Raw genomic sequence first — 16,668 nt, forward strand, 5'->3', positions numbered from 1 at the left:
GACGGCAACGCCGCGGCCTTTTCGTTCCGGTGCCCTCAGGGCACCGCGGCGGTCGTGCCGGCCGGCACTTCCTTCCAGCTGCTGTCCGGGTCGAACTTCGCCATCGCCTTGGCCAGCTTCTCGCTGCCGGGGCCGAGGTCCTTCTCGAACACCTCGCCGTCGTGGCTGATCATGAAGCTCATCACGCCGCTGTCGCCGTACTTGGCCGGCCAGGCGACCAGGGCGAAGCCGCGGCTCATGTCCTTGCCGATCGCGTAGGGGTAGGCGCCGCCCGGGGCCGACGGCCCCTGCGCGGCGAGGATGCGGTAGTGGTAGCCGTGCCAGTCGCTGCCCGGCGTGGCATCGGCGAACAGCGGTCCGAGCGGACTGACCTCGCCGCTGTCGTCGTCCGACCAGTACAGGCCGTCGTGGTGACCATCGCTGCTGAGCACCTTCTGCGCGTACTCGAGCACGCCGTCGCCGTCGCGATCGAGCTGTGCGTAGTCGTTCTGGGCGTCGTGGTAGGCGCGCACCGATTCGATCGTGGCCAGCTCGTTGCGGCCGATGCGGCGCTGGCGGATCTCCTCGGCGCCGGCCTTCGTGTCGAAGGCCCACCCCGACGCGCCCTTGGCCAGCGGCACCGGGAACGTCCACGACTTGTCACCGACGGTGAGCGCGCTGCGGCCGTCGGCATCCTTGAGGATGCTGTGGCGCACCTTGTACGCGGCAAGGAAGGCCTCGACCTCGGCGCGATCGACGCCCTCGGTCGGGATGTAATCGCGCCAGTTCTTGCCGAACAGCGTCGCCAGTCTGGCGTCGTCGGGGCGCTGCGTGCCCAGTGCCGCGACCAGCGCCTCGCCGGCCGCCTCCGGGGTCGGGTACGCCTGCTGCGCGAACGCGGGTGCCACCGTGGCCAAGGCCAACATCACCACCAGCGGCAACGGGCGTGCAAGGGTGTTCATGCGAGTGTTCATGGAGCCTCTCAACGGCGATGGCCGCCGCCCTGACGCTGCGGCGGACGGGAGGAACGCTGCACCGGGTGACCGGCGCTGGCGCTGCGCTGGGCTTGCGGACGTTGTGCGGATGCATGGCTGGCACGGCCGCGACTGGCCTGCGCGTGCGACTGCTGCGGATTGCGCGCGCCGGCAAAGGCGTTGTTGCGCGATCCCTGGCTGCCCGCATGCTGCGTGCGCGCGGCCTGCCGGGCCTGGTGGTTGCCCTGCTGCTGCGTGTGGCGCTGCTGCGCTTGCGGGCGCGGCTGCACGCGCTCGCGCGCCGCCGCGCTGGCCTGGGCGCGATCACGCGACCCGGCTCCGACCTGCGCGCGGTCACGCGCACCTGCACTGGCCTGCGCACGATCGCGTGCGGCGGCGCGATCGCGATCGCCCTGCCCGGCCGCGCGTGCGCGGTCGGCGGCCTGTGCGCGCTGTGCATCGCGATCACCGGCCTGAATGCGCTCGCGTGCCTGGCGGTTGTCCGCGGCGGGGGCCTCGAAGCCGCGCTGCGCCATCGACGACCGCGCACGCTGGCGCGCGTCCGCACGCGCCGGATCATCGCCGCGGAAAGCATCACGCCGCGCGCCGTCGTTCAACTGGCGACCGAATTGCTCGCGGCTGGCGCGGTCGCGGTACGGCACGCCGTCGCGGTGCACCGCGTTGTGCTGCCAGGTGTTGTTGTTGACGTTGATCTGCCGGTTGACGTTGATGTTGTTGTAGCGGTTGACGTCGATGTCGATGTCGTTGTCGTGCCAGTCGAAATCGCCCCACAGCGCGTTGGTGATCGCCACGCCGGTGCCGAAGGCCAGCCCGGCGACGAGCGCGCTGCCGGCGTAATAGCCCGGCGGCGGCGGGTAGTAGGCCGGTGGGTACGACGGGTAGGCCCAGGTGCCGTAGACCGTGGTCGGGTTGTAGCTGGGCACGTACACCGTCTGCGGGTCGGCCGGCTCGATGATGATGGTCGGCGAGGTGGCGGTCTGCACCTCCTGGACGCTGGCGCCTGCCGCTGGCGCCGGTGGGGCGGGCTGCACGGTGACCTTCTGGTACTGGTTGGACTGCAGGTTGCCGGCAGTCTGTGCCTGCCGGCGCAGGCGCTGCACGGCGTCCATGACGTCCTCGGGCTGGGCCAGGAAGGCGTCACCCAGGCGCTGCACCCAGGCCGGGTCCTGGCCGAGGGTCGCCAGCGCCTGCGGGAACGCCACCAGCGCCTGCACGCTCGGGTCCCACGGCTGCGTGGCGACCTGCGCTACCGCGGCATCGCCCTTGGCATCGGGATGTGCCTTCGACCAGGCCACGGCATCGGCGACGTTGCCCGGGTAGGTGGCGGCCATCAGCACCTGCGCCAACAGCGAGTCCGGGTACAGCGCGATCGGCGCGACCATCTGGTCGAGTTCTTCCTGGCTGAACACCGCCTCGGCCGGCGTGGCGGGCGCCGGTGCTGGCGCGGTGGCCGGAGCGGCCGGTGCCGGCGTGGCGGCGGGTGTCGTGGCCGTGGTGGCCGGCGCCGGCTCACGCGAACACGCGGCCAGGACCAGCAGCAGGGCTACGGCAAGGGTTCGACGGTGGCTGCGCACGGGCTTCTCCAACGCTGGGTCGTGCAGTCGATGACGACAGTCAAGAACGGAGGGGACCCGCCATGCCGCAGACGGGTCCCGGATCGGCGGCGGCTATCATGCGCGCCGACCCCGCAAAGTTCCCGTGAACATGACCGCGCCCCTTTCCGGCTTCGATGCCGTCCGCGACTACCTGACCGGCCTGCAGGACCGCATCTGCGCCGCCATCGAGGCCGCCGACGGCAGCGCCCGCTTCCGCGAGGACCTGTGGCAGCGGGCCCCCGACATTGCTGGCGACGGCGCAAATGCGCTCGCCGGCGGCGGTGGCCGCACCCGCATCCTGCGCGACGGCGCCGTGTTCGAGCAGGCCGGTATCGGCTTCTCCGACGTGTCGGGCACCCAGCTGCCGCCGTCGGCCACAGCGGCGCGGCCGGAACTGGCCGGCGCCTCGTGGCGCGCGGTCGGCGTGTCGCTGGTGTTCCACCCGCGCAATCCGTACCTGCCGACCACGCACGCCAACGTCCGCCATTTCCGCGCGCTGCGCGACGGTGAAACGGTGGCGTGGTGGTTTGGCGGTGGCTTCGACCTGACCCCGTTCTACCCGTTCGACGAGGACGTGCGGCACTGGCACCGCACCGCCCGCGCGCTGTGCGAGCCGTTCGGCGGCGCCGCGCGCTACGCCAAGCACAAGCACTGGTGCGACGAGTACTTCTTCCTCAAGCATCGCAACGAGACGCGCGGCGTCGGCGGCCTGTTCTTCGACGATCTGCACGAGGACTTCGAACGCGACTTCGCCTACCAGCGCGCGGTCGGTGACGGTTTCCTCGACGCCTACCTGCCGATCGTCGAACGCCGCAAGCACACGTCGTTTGGTGAGCGCGAGCGCCAGTTCCAGCTGTACCGGCGCGGCCGCTACGTCGAGTTCAACCTGGTGCTCGACCGCGGCACGTTGTTCGGCCTGCAGTCGGGCGGGCGCACCGAGTCGATCCTGATGAGCCTGCCACCGCTGGTGCGCTGGGAGTACGGCTATGCGCCGGAAGCGGGCAGCGCCGAGGCACGACTGCAGGACTACCTGCGCCCGCGCGACTGGCTGGGCGAGCAGTCCGACGACGGCGCCTGATCACACCGCCTCGCCCTCGTCCTGGCTGTGCGGCTTGCGCAGCAGCAACGTGATATGGCCGTTGGTCTCCAGCAGCGCCAGCCGGATCAGGCCGACGTCACCGCACCCGGCCTCACGCATCGCCTTGGCGAAGTCCTCGCGGCTGACCAGTTCGCGCCGCAGCACCTCGCGGAACACGTGGCCGTCGCGCGCCAGCACCACCGGCTCGCCTTCGAGCAGCCGCTCGGCGCCTTTGCTGCGCGCGGTGACGAAGCCCACCACCCAGTTCAACGCGATCAGCGTGGCCGCCAGCAGCAGTCCGCCGGCCATCGAGGTGTCGCTGCCGAGCAGGGCGTTCTGCACGGCGTTGCCTAGCAGCACGATCAGCAGCACGTCGAAGGCGGTGAATTGGCCGATCGTGCGCTTGCCCGACAGGCGGATCATCACCAGCAGCACGACATAGACCACCACCGCGCGCAGCACGAACTCCCACCACGGCATCGACAGCTCGAACATGCGGTTCTCCGACGGCCAGCCTGCGATGGCCATTGTGCGTCAGCGCGGGCCATGAACTGAGCAGACGCGTCTAACCTTTTTCGCTGAAGCTGGAATCCTAGAACCCCAGGCAAAGTCCATGGATTCCCGCTTTCGCGGGAATGACGGTTTTCGGTTCTGGTGGAGCACCTACCCTCTCTGGTTGGGAGCTCTCTCAGTAAGGGGAGCGCGGCGAAGCCGCGGGGGTGAGGATGGTCTGCTTACGCGGCATTGCCGCGTAGACCATCCGAACGCCCGGCGTGCTACGCCGGGCCGGGACAGGAAGCACATGGCGGGGCCCAAAGTTTGCGTAGCGAACTTTGGGTTTTTATTGCCTGCGCAAAAAAGCGCAGACAATAAAAAGCCCCGCAGGCAGGGGGGGCCGGCGGGGCTGGTGGAGCGGGACCTGGGGAGGGGCCTTCGCTCCGGGATCACTCCAGGGGAGGGAGAGATCGGCGACAGGCGTTGCACCTGTCGCGACCTATATGACCATTGCACACATGGATGGTTCGTGAAGATCAGGGTTAATAAATTGTTGGATTCAGGTTCGATTCACCCTGTGAAAACGTTTTAAGTTCGGTGAACCTGTTCAGTTTGTTCAGATAAAGCGACCCCGAAAAACTTGGGCACCGCACCAGTCCAGCCCCTGTGCCGAGCCGGGCGACAGGGGGCGGAATGGGCAGGACCGGCCACCGTCAGTGGGCCTGCTCCCAGTTGTCGCCGACCCCGCTGTCGACCACCAGCGGCACCCGCAGCTGCGCCGCGGCCGACATCCGCGCCGTCGCCTCGGCGACCAGGGTGTCGACGAAGCCGGCCTCGACCTCGAACACCAGTTCGTCGTGCACCTGCAGCACCATCAGCGCGCGCCCGCCCTGCCCGGCCAGCCAAGCGTCGATGGCGATCATCGCGCGCTTGATGATGTCGGCCGCGGTGCCCTGCATCGGCGCGTTGATCGCGGCGCGCTCGGCGCCGGCACGCAGGCCCTGGTTGCGCGCGGCGATGTTGTCCAGGTACAGGCGGCGGCCGAACACGGTTTCGACGTAGCCGCGCTCGCGCGCCTGCTGGCGGGTGCGCTCCATGAAGTCGCGCACGCCCGGGTAGCGGCTGAAATACAGCGCGATGTAATCCTGCGCCTCGCCGCGGGCGATGCCGAGCTGGCGCGCCAGGCCAAACGCGCTCATGCCGTACATCAGGCCGAAGTTGATCGCCTTGGCGGCACGGCGCTCGTTGCCGCTGACCGCGTCGATGGCCTTGCCGAACACCTCGGCGGCGGTGGCCTTGTGGATGTCGGCGCCGGAGGCGAATGCGCGCAGCAGGCCGTCGTCCTGCGACAGGTGCGCCATGATCCGCAGCTCGATCTGCGAGTAGTCGCAGGCGACGATCTTGCGGCCGCCCGGCGCGACGAACGCCTGGCGGATGCGGCGGCCGTCGTCGGTGCGGATCGGGATGTTCTGCAGGTTGGGATCGCTGGACGCGAGCCGGCCGGTGGCGGCGCCGGCCTGGTGGTAGCTGGTGTGGACGCGGCCGGTGACGGGGTTGACCATCTCCGGCAGTTTGTCGGTGTAGGTGCTGCGCAGCTTGGCCAGGCCGCGGTACTCGAGGATCACCCGCGGCAGCTCGTGCTGGTCGGCGATCGCTTCCAGCGCTTCTTCGTTGGTCGACGGCGCCCCCGATGGCGTCTTCACCAGCGCCGGCAGCTTGAGTTCGTCGAACAGCAGTTGCCCCAGCTGCTTGGGCGAGTCCAGGTTGAACGTGCGCCCGGCCAGTTCGGTGGCCTTGAGCTGCGCGGCGAGCATGCGCTTGCCCAGGTCAGCCGACTGCCGACGCAGCTCATCACCGTCGATGCGCACGCCGGTGGCCTCGATCCGCGCCAGCACCGGCACCAGCGGCATCTCGATCTCGCGGTAGACGCGCTCCAGGCCCGGTTCGGCGGCCAGCTTCGGCGCCAGCGCGCGGTGCAGGCGCAAGGTCACGTCGGCGTCCTCGGCGGCGTAGCGGGTGGCGTCGTCGAGCGCGACCTGCGAGAACGCGATCTGCTTGGCCCCCTTGCCGGCCACCTGCTCGTACTTGATCGTGTCGTAGCCGAGGTAGCGCTTGGCCAGCGAGTCCATGTCGTGGCGCGTGGCGGTGGCGTTGTAGACGAAACTTTCGAGCATGGTGTCGTCGGCATAGCCGGCCACGTCGACGCCGTGGCGGCGCAGCACGTGCAGGTCGTACTTGCCGTGCTGGCCGAGCTTCTTCTTGCCGGCATCGGCGAACAGCGGCCGCAGCTTGGCCAGCGTCGCGTCGCGGTCGAGCTGCGCCGGCGCGCCCGGGTAGTCATGCGCGAGCGGCAGGTACGCGGCGCGGCCGGGTTCGACCGCGAAGCTCAGGCCGACCAGGTTGGCGCGCATCGGGTCGAGCGCATCGGTCTCGGTGTCGAAGGCGAACTCGCCGACGGCCTGCAATTGCGCGAGCCAGGCGTCGAGCTGCTCGTGCGTCAGCACGGTCTCGTACTCGCCCGGCATGGCCAGCGTCGCGTCCGGCGCCTGTTCCGACGGCGCATTGGAGCGTGCATAGCCGGCGGCGGTGTTGCGCACGCCGGCGCTGTCGTCGCTGGCCGCGCCACCCTCGAGCTCGCGCAAGGCCTGCTTGAAGCCGTAACGCGCGTACAGCGTGCGCAGGTCGTCGACGTGGCGCTCGCGCAGGCCCAACGCTTCCGGCGTGCGGTCGAGCGCGACATCGGTCTTGATCGTGGTCAGCGTGCGGTTGAGCGGCAGCCGCGGCAATGCCGCCCGCAGGTTGTCGCCGATCTTGCCCTTGACCACATCGGCGTGGGCGATCACGCCGTCGAGCGTGCCGTACTCGCCCAGCCACTTGGCCGCGGTCTTGGGACCGCACTTGTCGACGCCGGGGATGTTGTCGACGCTGTCGCCCATCAGCGCCAGGAAATCGACGATCTGCTCCGGCTTCACACCGAACTTGTCGAGCACGGCGGCCTCCGAGTCCATGCGGCTGCCGCTCATGGTGTTGACCAGGGCCACGCCGACGCCGTTGTCGAGCCGGCGCACCAGTTGGGCGAAGTCCTTGTCGCCGGTGGAGATCGTCACGTCGATGCCCTGTGCGGCCGCCTGCAGCGCCAGCGTGCCGATCACGTCGTCGGCTTCGACCCCGGGCACGCGCAGGATGGTGATGCCCAGGGCCTCGACGATGTCGCACATCGGCTGCACCTGCGCGCGCAACTCGTCCGGCATCGGCGGGCGCTGCGCCTTGTACTGCGGGTAGAGCTCGTCGCGGAAGGTCGGGCCGGGCGCGTCGACCACGAAGGCGACGTAGTCGGGCTTCTCGTTCAAGGTCGCGCGCAGCATGTTGACCACGCCGAACAAGGCACCGGTCGGCTCACCGGCGTCGTTGCTCAGCGGCGGCAACGCATGGAAGGCGCGGTAGAGGTAGCTGGAGCCATCGATCAGGACCAGTCGCGGATGAGTAGGTGTCATGGCGGCGATTCTACGCCGGCCTGTCTATGCCCCTCACCGCCATCCGGGCGCAGGCGCGTATCCTGTGCCTTAGCCCGTCAATGGATTGGAGAATCACCATGCACACCGCCACCACCGCCCTGCTCGCCCTGCTGCTGCCGCTGTCGCTGGCCGGTTGCGCGACCCTGGCCGGTAGCGACGACCCGACCGCCGGGCTCGAAGGCGCGCAAGTGCGCACCCGCACCGTCGAAGGCGGTGACGTGATCGACGAATACCACGTCGCCGGCCAACTGCGCGTGGTCAAGATCACCCCGGCGCGCGGGCCGGTGTACTACCTGGTCGATGACAACGGCGACGGCGTCCTCGACAGCAGCAAGGGCGAAGGCCCGATCTCGCCGGTGCAGTACAAGCTGTTCAGCTGGTAAGCAGCAACAGGGGCCGACCTGCAGGCCGCGCGCCCGGATACTCATATCGAGGCGGCGCGCCACGACGCCGTGCATCGGCAGCAAGAAGCGGATATCGCGTGTCGGGCGCTTTCCCTAGATTGGATCGCGTCCCCGCCACTGAGGCACGCGATGAACGCTCCCACTATTCCGACGCTGCGCGACCCGCGCTGGGCCGACCTGGTCGCCCGCAACCGCGCCGCCGATGGCCGTTTTGTCTATTCGGTGCGCAGCACCGGCGTGTATTGCCGCCCGTCCTGCACGGCCCGCTTGCCGCGGCCACAGAACGTGCGCTTCCATGCAACGCCCGCCGAGGCCGAGCAGGCCGGGTTCCGCCCCTGCCAGCGCTGCCAGCCGCAGCGACCGGATCAGCACGGCGTCGATCATCCGATCCGTTTCGCGATGACGCCGTGTTCGCTCGGTTTTGTGTTGGTCGCGGTCAGCACGCGCGGCATTCGCGCGATCCTGCTGGGCGACACGCCGGATGCACTCGCGCGCGAACTGCAGCAGCGTTGGCCGCAGGCGCGGCTGGTTGCCGATGCCGACGGCCTGGCCGATCGCGTCCGCGACGTGGCTGCCTTCATCGACGCCCCGCAACGCGGGCTCGACTGCGTGCTGGACCAGGACGGCACCGCCTTCCAGCAACGCGTCTGGCGCGCGCTGCGCGCGATCCCGGTCGGCGCCACGGCCAGCTACCGCGACATCGCCGAGCGCATTGGCGCACCGACCGCGGCACGCGCCGTGGCCGCGGCCTGCGCGGCCAACGTGCTGGCGGTGGCGATCCCCTGCCATCGCGTGGTCCGGCACGACGGCGGCCTGTCCGGCTATCGCTGGGGCCCTGCACGCAAACACGCGCTGCTGCAACGCGAGGCGCGCGCATGAGCGCGTTGCCGCAGCGCACTACTGACACGGCGTCGCTCGCGCAACGCGTGGACTGGCTGGACTGGGCCGGCATCGCCAGCGAACTCGACGCACGCGGTCATGCCCACGTGCCGGCGCTGCTCGATGCGGCGCAGTGCCGCGCGCTGGCCGCGGGGTACGACCGGCCCGACGGTTTCCGCAGCCGGGTGGTGATGGCGCGGCACGGCTTCGGCCGCGGCGAATACCGCTACTTTGCCTACCCCTTGCCCGCCGCCGTGGCCACGCTGCGCGCCGCGTTCTACCTGCGCCTGGTGCCGATCGCCCACCGCTGGAACGAGGCAATGGGCAGCGATGTGCGCTACCCCGCCACGCACGCGGATTTCATCGCGCGCTGCCATGCGGCGGGGCAGACCCGGCCGACGCCGCTGCTGCTGCGCTACGACACCGGGGATTACAACTGCCTGCACCAGGACCTGTACGGCGAGCATGTGTTCCCGCTGCAGCTGGCGGTGCTGCTGTCGCAGCCGCAACGTGGCCCTGGCGGTGACCTCAACAAAAGCGGCTTGAACGACGGTGATTTCAGCGGCGGCGAGTTCGTGCTGACCGAACAACGCCCGCGCATGCAATCACGTGCCGAGGTGGTACCGCTGCAACAGGGCGATGCGGTGGTGTTCGCCGTGCACCAGCGGCCGGTGCAGGGCACGCGCGGCCCGTACCGGGTGCAGCTGCGCCACGGCGTCAGCCGCGTGCGCTCGGGCCGGCGCCATACCCTCGGTGTGATCTTCCACGATGCGCAGTGACTGCGCTGCGTCGGTTCAGGCCGGCTGCAGATTGGCGTACGCCAGCACCAGCCACTTGGATCCCGCATCGTCAAAGTTGACCTGCACGCGCGCGTGCGCGCCGCTGCCTTCGTAGTCGGTGACGGTGCCGGTGCCGAAGCTCGCGTGGCGCACCTGCGCGCCGAGCTTGACCGGCGGCGCCTCGATCGCGGCATGGCCCACTGCCGCCGGGCTGCGGCGCGGGGCACCGCCGTACATCGGCCGCGACACCTGCACCTTCGGCCGCACTTCGTGCAGCAACGCCGGCGGAATCTCGCGCAGGAAGCGCGACGGCATGCCGTACATGTCCTGGCCGTGGATGCGGCGCGACTCGGCGTAGCTCAGCACCAGCTTCTGGCGCGCGCGGGTGATGCCGACGTAGGCCAGGCGCCGCTCTTCCTCGAGCCGGCCGGATTCCTCGGTCGACTTGCTGCTCGGGAACAGGCCCTCCTCCAGCCCGCCGAGGAACACCAGCGGGAACTCCAGGCCCTTGGCGCTGTGCAGGGTCATCAGCTGCACGCCGTCCTCGCCGGCCTGGGCCTGGCCCTCGCCGGCCTCGAGCGCGGCGTAGCTGAGGAAGGCGACCAGCTCCGGCATCGCCGCGGCGTCCTCGTCGTCGCTGCGACTGAAGCGCGAGGCGACGGAGACGAGTTCGTCGAGGTTGTCGACGCGCGAGTCGAGCTGGCCGCGCGATTCGTTGAAGTAGTGGTCGCGCAGGCCGGAGCGGATCAGCACGTGGTCGATCTTCTCCGGCAGCGTCATCTCGGCCACTTCCGCCTCGAGGTCGTCGACCAGCTTGATGAAGCCGGCCAACGCGTTGCGCGCGCGCGCCGCCAGCACGCTTTCGCCGCTCATCCAGCGCGCGGCCGCCCACAGCGGCGCGGCGTCGGCGCGGGCGCGCTTGCGCACTTCGTCCAGGGTGCGCTCGCCGATGCCGCGCGTGGGCGTGTTGACCGCACGCTCGAACGCGGCGTCGTCGGCGCGGTTGCTGATCAGGCGCAGGTAGGCCAGCGTGTCCTTGATTTCGGCGCGCTCGAAGAAGCGCTGGCCGCCGTAGACGCGGTACGGCACCTGCTCGGCCAGCAACGCCTCTTCGAACGCGCGCGACTGCGCGTTGCTGCGGTAGAGGATGGCGACGTCGCCGTGGCTGCCACCGTCGCGCACCCACTGGCGCAGGCGCTCGATCACGAAGCGCGCCTCGTCCATCTCGTTGTAGGCGGCGTACAGGTCGATCGGTTCGCCGACGCCGGTGTCGGTCCACAGCTTCTTGCCGAGGCGGTCGGGGTTGTGCGCAATCACCGCGTTGGCGGCATCGAGGATGTTGGCGCTGGACCGGTAGTTCTGTTCCAGCCGGATCGTCTGCGCTCCGGCGAAATCCTTGAGGAACTTCTGCACGTTCTCGACCTTGGCGCCGCGCCAGCCGTAGATGGCCTGGTCGTCGTCGCCGACCACGAACACGTGGCCGCTGTCGCCGGCCAGCACGCGCACGAATGCGTACTGGATCGCGTTGGTGTCCTGGAACTCGTCGACCAGGATCTCGCCGAAGCGGTGGCGGTAATGCGCCAGCAGCGCCGGGTTGTCGCGCAGCAGCTCGTGCGCACGCAGCAGCAGCTCGGCGAAGTCGACCAGGCCGGCGCGTTCGCAGCGCTCCTGGTAGGCGGCGTAGGCCTTGTGCATGACATCGGCCCAGGGATCGCCGCTGCCGGTCTGGATGTTCTGCGGGCGCCGGCCCTCGTCCTTCTGCGCGTTGATCCACCACGCGATCTGGCGCGGCGGGAAGCGGGTGTCGTCGAGCTCCAGCGCCTGCACCACGCGCTTGACCAGGCGCAGTTGGTCGTCGGAATCCAGGACCTGGAAGCCTTCCGGCAGCTTCGCCTCCTGCCAGTGCAGCCGCAGCAAGCGATGTGCCAGGCCGTGGAAGGTGCCGATCCACATGCCGCGCGCGCCGTGGCGCAGTTGGGCGTCGACGCGGTGGCGCATCTCGCCGGCGGCCTTGTTGGTGAAGGTCACCGCGAGGATGCCGTGGGTGGGCACGCCGCAGACCTCGTTCAACCAGGCGATGCGGTGGGTGAGCACGCGGGTCTTGCCGGAACCGGCGCCGGCGAGGACAAGGTAGTGACCGGGCGGGGCGCTGACGGCCTCGCGCTGCGCCGGGTTCAGCGCGTCGAGCAGGTGGGAGACATCCATCGACGTATTGTAACGGTGGCTGCGTTGGTATCAGCCGCGGACCGGCTTTTGCCGTCATCGCCAAGAAGGTGGAGACGAGGCGCCGATGCCTTTGCTCGTCATCCCAACGCAGGCGGGGGCGAAGCGCCGCTGCTTGCGAGTCATTGACTCGCGCAGCGCTGAGCGCCATCGGGCTGTGCCCGATGGCTGGGGATCGAAGATCCAGGGACGTTGCGGTTGCTTTTGATCGTCATCCCCGCGCAGGCGGGGATCCAGGGACTTTGCTGTTGCTTCGTAGCCCGGGTAAGCGCAGCGCACCCGGGCCTTCGTGGGATGGAGCAACCGCCAAAGCTTCCGTCCGCTGTCGCGGCCGGGTCACTTTTCTTTGCTGGCCCAAAGATCCGAAGAGAACTCGCTTCGGTCGAAAGTAACCAAAAGAAACGGCCGTCCTCGACCAATCAGCCCCGCGATTGGAACGGCCAAGGGGATTTTCCGACTCGCCATCCTGGCTCGGTCAGAATACGGCGTGCATCCATGCACGCCGCCCTTCGGGTCTGGGGCGTTGGGTCGGCTGTCCAAAAGCGACAGCGACGAGCAAAATCCCGTTCAATCATGGGACGCCCCTGGCTACTGTTGCTGGCGCTCGCCGCCGCGCTGAATTCATCGGCTGCCGAGCCGGGCGGGTCCTCCGCCTACGACAACGAACGCCTGCTGCGCGCCGATGGTGGCGTGCTGCGCGTGCACGTGATCGACGCGCCCAGCCCGGCCCGCGCCGACGAGCTGCAGCGTTGGCTGGCCGGGGCGGCGGAAGCGATGCTGACCGCGTACGGGCGCTTCCCGCTGCCGGAGGCGACGGTACGGATCGAACAGAGCCAGCGCCGCAGCACCAGCCCGGTGCCATGGGGCCAGACCCTGCGCCGCGACGGCGTCAGCGTATTGCTGTACGTGCGCGGTGACGCCGGTTACGCCGAGCTGCGCGACGACTGGACCGCGGTGCACGAGCTGGCGCACCTGTTCCACCCCTACCTCGGCGACGACGGCCGCTGGCTGGCCGAGGGCCTGGCCAGCTACTACCAGAACGTGCTGCGCGCGCGGGCCGGATTGCTCACACCGGAGCAGGCCTGGGACAAGCTCGATGCCGGCTTCGGCCGTGGCCGTCGTGAGAACAGCGGTGCGCCGCTGGACGAGATCAGCCGCCGCCACCGCGGCACCATGCGGGTGTACTGGGCCGGCGCGGCGTACTGGCTGGAGGCCGACCTGTCCCTGCGCCGGCACGGCAGCAACCTCGACACGGTGCTGTCGCAGTACGCGCGTTGCTGCCTGCACGGCACCGGCGCGGTGCGGCCGCAGGCGTTCGTCGCCGAACTCGACCGTATCGCCGGTGGCGACGACTTCCAGCGCCGCTGGCGACGCTATGCCGCCTCGCGCGAGTTCCCGTCACTGGATGCCAGCTACACGGCGCTCGGGCTGGAGCCGGTGGGCGACGGCCTGCGGTTCTCCGATCGCCGCGACGCCGTGCGTCTGCGCCAGGCCATCACCGGGCCTCGGCCGGCGCGCACAGGGACAGGCCCAGCAACCCGGCCTCGATGAAGGACGAGCGGGCCAGGGTGGCGGCCGGGCGACGACACCGCCAAATCGGCCACGGCGCCGCCCCGGGCGACCCGCTTACACTGGCGCCCTCATCACGCCGGGCACGCGCAATGATCGACCTGCATTACTGGCCGACCCCGAACGGCCACAAGATCACCCTGTTCCTCGAAGAGGTGGGGCTGGACTACACCATCCACCCGGTCGACATTGGCGCCGGCGACCAGTTCAAGCCGGACTACCTGGCGATCTCGCCGAACAACAAGATGCCGGCGATTGTCGACCGCGCGCCCGCCGACGGCGGTGCGCCGATCAGTGTGTTCGAGTCCGGCGCGATCCTGCTGTACCTGGCCAACAAGACCGGCCGTTTCTTCGCCGACGACCTGCGCGGCAAGGTCGAAGTCAACCAGTGGCTGCACTGGCAGATGGGCGGGCTCGGGCCGATGACCGGCCAGTACGGCCACTTCACCGTCTACGCGCCGGAGCCCATTGCCTATGCGATCGACCGCTACACCCGCGAAGTGCTGCGCCTGCTCGGCGTGCTCGACAAGCGCCTGCAGGGCCGCGAGTTCATCGCCGGCGACTACTCCATCGCCGACATGGCCGCGCACCCGTGGATCAACCCGTACACCAAGGCGCCGCTGGACCTGACGCCGTTCGCCAACGTGCGCCGCTGGCACGCCGCCATCGCCGCGCGTCCTGCCGCACAACGCGCCTACGCGCTGGCCGAACGCTACGGCGCACAGCGCGAAATGACCCCGGAAATGCACCAAATCCTCTTCGGAACCCCGTCGACCCACGCATGAAGACCCTGACCGTTCGCGGCGCCGCCGCCTGCCTGCTCGCCATGTCACTCACCACTGCCCTTCCCGTCCTCGCCGCCGAACCCGTCACCGCACCGGGCAAACTCACGCTCGAAGCCCTCGCCGGCGACGCGCCGTTGTCCGGCCCCAGCCTGATGAAGGCCAAGGTCGCCCCCGACGGCAGCCGCGTGACCTTCCTGCGCGGCAAGGACAGCAACAAGAACCGCCTCGACCTGTGGGCCTACGACATCGCCAGCGGCGCCACCGCGCTGCTGGTCGATTCCAACGACATCCTGCCGGGCGAGGAAGTGCTCAGCGACGCCGAGAAGGCGCGCCGCGAGCGCCAGCGCATCGCCGCGCTCAGCGGCATCGTCGATTACCAGTGGGCACCGGACAGCCAGTCGCTGCTGTTCCCGCTCGGCGGCGAACTGTATCTGTATGACCTGAGCAAGCCGGGCAAGGCCGGCGTGCGCAAGCTCACGAACGGCGAAGGTTTCGCCACCGACCCGAAACTATCGCCCAAGGGCGGCTTCGTCAGCTTCGTGCGCGAACGCAACCTGTGGGTGATCGACCTGGCCGGCGGCAAGAGCACGCAGCTGACCAAGGACGGCAGCGACACCATCGGCAACGGCGTCGCCGAGTTCGTCGCCGACGAGGAAATGGACCGCCACACCGGTTACTGGTGGGCGCCGGATGATTCGGCGATCGCCTACGCCCGCATCGACGAAAGCCCGGTGCCGGTGCAGAAGCGCTACGAGGTCTACCCCGACCGCACCGAGGTGATCGAGCAGCGCTACCCGGCCGCCGGCGACAAGAACGTGCTGTTGCAGCTGGGCGTGGTGTCGATCGGCAAGGCCGCGCCCACGCCGAAGTGGATTGATCTGGGCAAAGGTGAGCCTACCAAGGGCGCTGACATCTACCTCGCCCGCGTCGACTGGCGCGACCCGCAGCGGCTGACGTTCCAGCGCCAGTCACGCGACCAGCACACGCTCGAACTGATCGAGGCCGACCTCGTCTCCGGCAAGCAGCGCACGCTGGTCACCGAGACCAGCAAGACCTGGGTGCCGTTGCACAACGACCTGCGCTTCCTCAAGGACGGCCGCATCCTGTGGAGCAGCGAGCGTAGCGGTTTTGAACACCTGTACGTGCTCGACGGCGACGGCGGCCACGCGCGCGCGTTGACCTCCGGCGAGTGGCCGGTCGACGGCGTGCTCGCGGTCGACGAGGTCGCCGGCCAGGTCTACTTCGCCGCCGGCAAGGATTCGCCGCTGGATACGCAGATTTACCGCGTGCCGCTCCCCGGTGGCGACAAGAATCTGCATATCGAACGCCTGTCCAAGCCCGACGGCGTGCACAGTGCGAGCTTCGCCACCAACGCCAGCGTCTATGTCGACAGCTGGTCCAACCCGGCCACGCCGCCGCAGCTGGAGTTGTACCGCAACGACGGCACCCGCATCGCCGCGCTGCTCGACAACGACCTGGCCGACCCGAAGCACCCGTACGCGAAGTTCCGCGCCGCGCACCGGCCGATCGAATACGGCACGCTGACCGCCGCCGACGGCAAGACCGCCCTGCAATACAGCCTGCTCAAGCCGACCGGCTTCGACCCGGGCAAGCGCTACCCGGTGGTGGTGATGGTCTACGGCGGCCCGGCCTCGCAGACCGTGCGCCGCGGCTGGGCGCCGGACTTCAACCAGTACCTGGCGCAGCACGGCTACGTGGTGTTCTCGCTCGACAACCGCGGCACCCCGCGCCGCGGTGCGGCCTTCGGCGGCGCGCTGTACGGCAAGCAGGGCACGGTGGAAGTGGTCGACCAGCTCAAGGGCGTGGACTGGCTGCAGGCGCAGCCGTGGGTCGACGGCCAGCGCATCGGCGTGTACGGCTGGTCCAACGGCGGCTACATGACATTGATGCTGCTGGCCAAGGCCAGCGATCGCTATGCCTGCGGCGTCGCCGGCGCGCCGGTCACCGACTGGGGTCTGTACGACACGCACTACACCGAGCGCTACATGAACCTGCCCGCCGCCAACCCCGACGGCTACCGCGAAGGCCGCGTGCTGCAGCACATCGACGGCCTGAAGTCGAAGCTGCTGCTGATCCACGGCATGGCCGACGACAACGTGCTGTTCAGCAACTCCACCGTGCTGATGAGCGCGTTGCAGAAACGCGCGCAGCCGTTCGAGTTGATGACCTACCCGGGCGCCAAGCACGGCCTCAAGGGCGCCGACAACCTGCACCGGCTGCGCATCACCGAGGAGTTCTTCGGACGCTGCCTGAAGCCATAACGCAAGAAGCCCGGCGCAAGCCGGGTTCTTTGTTCGTGGCCGATGGTGGCAAACGTGCCGCGATCTATCACGCCTCCATCACTGTGCCCG

At 69.4% G+C, this 16,668-nt stretch carries 12 protein-coding genes; 7 read left to right on the forward strand and 5 right to left on the reverse strand.

Going from position 1 to position 16,668, the window contains the following annotated elements; all coding sequences use genetic code 11:
* Positions 1-35: 35 nt before the first annotated feature.
* Both ACFOLC_RS06495 and ACFOLC_RS06500 read right to left on the reverse strand, forming a co-directional pair.
* Entirely contained in the window at positions 36-941 is a 906-nt protein-coding gene (locus ACFOLC_RS06495; protein ID WP_386758407.1) for a DUF2950 domain-containing protein, read from the reverse strand.
* A 20-nt stretch (positions 942-961) separates the two neighbouring features.
* Positions 962-2,548, reverse strand: coding sequence for a DUF3300 domain-containing protein (locus tag ACFOLC_RS06500; protein WP_386758408.1), 1,587 nt, complete (start codon positions 2,546-2,548; stop codon positions 962-964).
* Positions 2,549-2,678: 130 nt separating this feature from the next.
* Here ACFOLC_RS06500 and hemF point away from each other — a divergent pair, with 130 nt between their 5' ends.
* Positions 2,679-3,647, forward strand: a complete 969-nt coding sequence (gene hemF, locus ACFOLC_RS06505) for an oxygen-dependent coproporphyrinogen oxidase (RefSeq protein WP_386758409.1) — start codon at positions 2,679-2,681, stop codon at positions 3,645-3,647.
* Here the strand turns inward: hemF and ACFOLC_RS06510 are convergent, their stop codons facing one another.
* On the reverse strand, positions 3,648-4,142 hold the full coding sequence (locus ACFOLC_RS06510; protein ID WP_386758410.1) for a DUF421 domain-containing protein: 495 nt from the start codon (positions 4,140-4,142) through the stop codon (positions 3,648-3,650).
* Between the two features lie 713 nt (positions 4,143-4,855).
* Entirely contained in the window at positions 4,856-7,636 is a 2,781-nt protein-coding gene (gene polA, locus ACFOLC_RS06515) for a DNA polymerase I (RefSeq protein ID WP_386758411.1), read from the reverse strand.
* 98 nt (positions 7,637-7,734) lie between these two features.
* Here polA and ACFOLC_RS06520 point away from each other — a divergent pair, with 98 nt between their 5' ends.
* The 3 genes from ACFOLC_RS06520 to ACFOLC_RS06530 all read left to right on the forward strand — a co-directional run bounded on the left by ACFOLC_RS06520 (position 7,735) and on the right by ACFOLC_RS06530 (position 9,719).
* Positions 7,735-8,040: a DUF2782 domain-containing protein gene (locus ACFOLC_RS06520; protein WP_386758412.1), complete on the forward strand. Its 306-nt coding sequence runs from the start codon at positions 7,735-7,737 to the stop codon at positions 8,038-8,040.
* 150 nt (positions 8,041-8,190) lie between these two features.
* Entirely contained in the window at positions 8,191-8,940 is a 750-nt protein-coding gene (locus ACFOLC_RS06525; RefSeq protein ID WP_386758413.1) for a methylated-DNA--[protein]-cysteine S-methyltransferase, read from the forward strand.
* A complete protein-coding gene (locus ACFOLC_RS06530; RefSeq protein WP_386758414.1) occupies positions 8,937-9,719 on the forward strand; it encodes a 2OG-Fe(II) oxygenase in 783 nt (260 codons plus the stop codon). The genes ACFOLC_RS06525 and ACFOLC_RS06530 overlap by 4 nt, the downstream gene beginning before the upstream one ends.
* A 15-nt stretch (positions 9,720-9,734) precedes the next feature.
* On the opposite strand, the gene uvrD is transcribed toward ACFOLC_RS06530, so the two are convergent.
* Complete coding sequence (gene uvrD, locus ACFOLC_RS06535; RefSeq protein ID WP_386758415.1) at positions 9,735-11,924, reverse strand: DNA helicase II; 2,190 nt, start codon at positions 11,922-11,924, stop codon at positions 9,735-9,737.
* Positions 11,925-12,515: 591 nt separating this feature from the next.
* Here uvrD and ACFOLC_RS06540 point away from each other — a divergent pair.
* The 3 genes from ACFOLC_RS06540 (at position 12,516) to ACFOLC_RS06550 (ending at position 16,578) form a co-directional block, all read left to right on the forward strand.
* On the forward strand, positions 12,516-13,493 hold the full coding sequence (locus ACFOLC_RS06540; RefSeq protein ID WP_386758416.1) for a M61 family metallopeptidase: 978 nt from the start codon (positions 12,516-12,518) through the stop codon (positions 13,491-13,493).
* A 110-nt stretch (positions 13,494-13,603) separates the two neighbouring features.
* The gene (locus ACFOLC_RS06545) at positions 13,604-14,296 is read left to right on the forward strand and encodes a glutathione S-transferase N-terminal domain-containing protein (protein WP_386758417.1); all 693 of its coding nucleotides are present in this window, start codon (positions 13,604-13,606) and stop codon (positions 14,294-14,296) included.
* Positions 14,297-14,337: 41 nt separating this feature from the next.
* On the forward strand, positions 14,338-16,578 hold the full coding sequence (locus ACFOLC_RS06550) for a S9 family peptidase (protein WP_386758560.1): 2,241 nt from the start codon (positions 14,338-14,340) through the stop codon (positions 16,576-16,578).
* The last annotated feature ends 90 nt before the right edge of the window (positions 16,579-16,668 follow it).

Source organism: Lysobacter cavernae, assembly GCF_042648505.1.
In the GTDB taxonomy this organism is placed as follows: Bacteria; Pseudomonadota; Gammaproteobacteria; order Xanthomonadales; family Xanthomonadaceae; genus Lysobacter_L; species Lysobacter_L cavernae.

Coding starts and splice junctions, on each gene's coding strand:
- uvrD (WP_386758415.1), bottom strand. CDS start 11,924: ATGGATGTCTCCCACCTGCTCGACGCGCTGAACCCGGCGCAGCGCGAG.
- ACFOLC_RS06550 (WP_386758560.1), top strand. CDS start 14,338: ATGTCACTCACCACTGCCCTTCCCGTCCTCGCCGCCGAACCCGTCACC.
- ACFOLC_RS06530 (WP_386758414.1), top strand. CDS start 8,937: ATGAGCGCGTTGCCGCAGCGCACTACTGACACGGCGTCGCTCGCGCAA.
- ACFOLC_RS06525 (WP_386758413.1), top strand. CDS start 8,191: ATGAACGCTCCCACTATTCCGACGCTGCGCGACCCGCGCTGGGCCGAC.
- ACFOLC_RS06510 (WP_386758410.1), bottom strand. CDS start 4,142: ATGTTCGAGCTGTCGATGCCGTGGTGGGAGTTCGTGCTGCGCGCGGTG.
- polA (WP_386758411.1), bottom strand. CDS start 7,636: ATGACACCTACTCATCCGCGACTGGTCCTGATCGATGGCTCCAGCTAC.
- ACFOLC_RS06540 (WP_386758416.1), top strand. CDS start 12,516: ATGGGACGCCCCTGGCTACTGTTGCTGGCGCTCGCCGCCGCGCTGAAT.
- ACFOLC_RS06545 (WP_386758417.1), top strand. CDS start 13,604: ATGATCGACCTGCATTACTGGCCGACCCCGAACGGCCACAAGATCACC.
- hemF (WP_386758409.1), top strand. CDS start 2,679: ATGACCGCGCCCCTTTCCGGCTTCGATGCCGTCCGCGACTACCTGACC.
- ACFOLC_RS06495 (WP_386758407.1), bottom strand. CDS start 941: ATGAACACCCTTGCACGCCCGTTGCCGCTGGTGGTGATGTTGGCCTTG.
- ACFOLC_RS06520 (WP_386758412.1), top strand. CDS start 7,735: ATGCACACCGCCACCACCGCCCTGCTCGCCCTGCTGCTGCCGCTGTCG.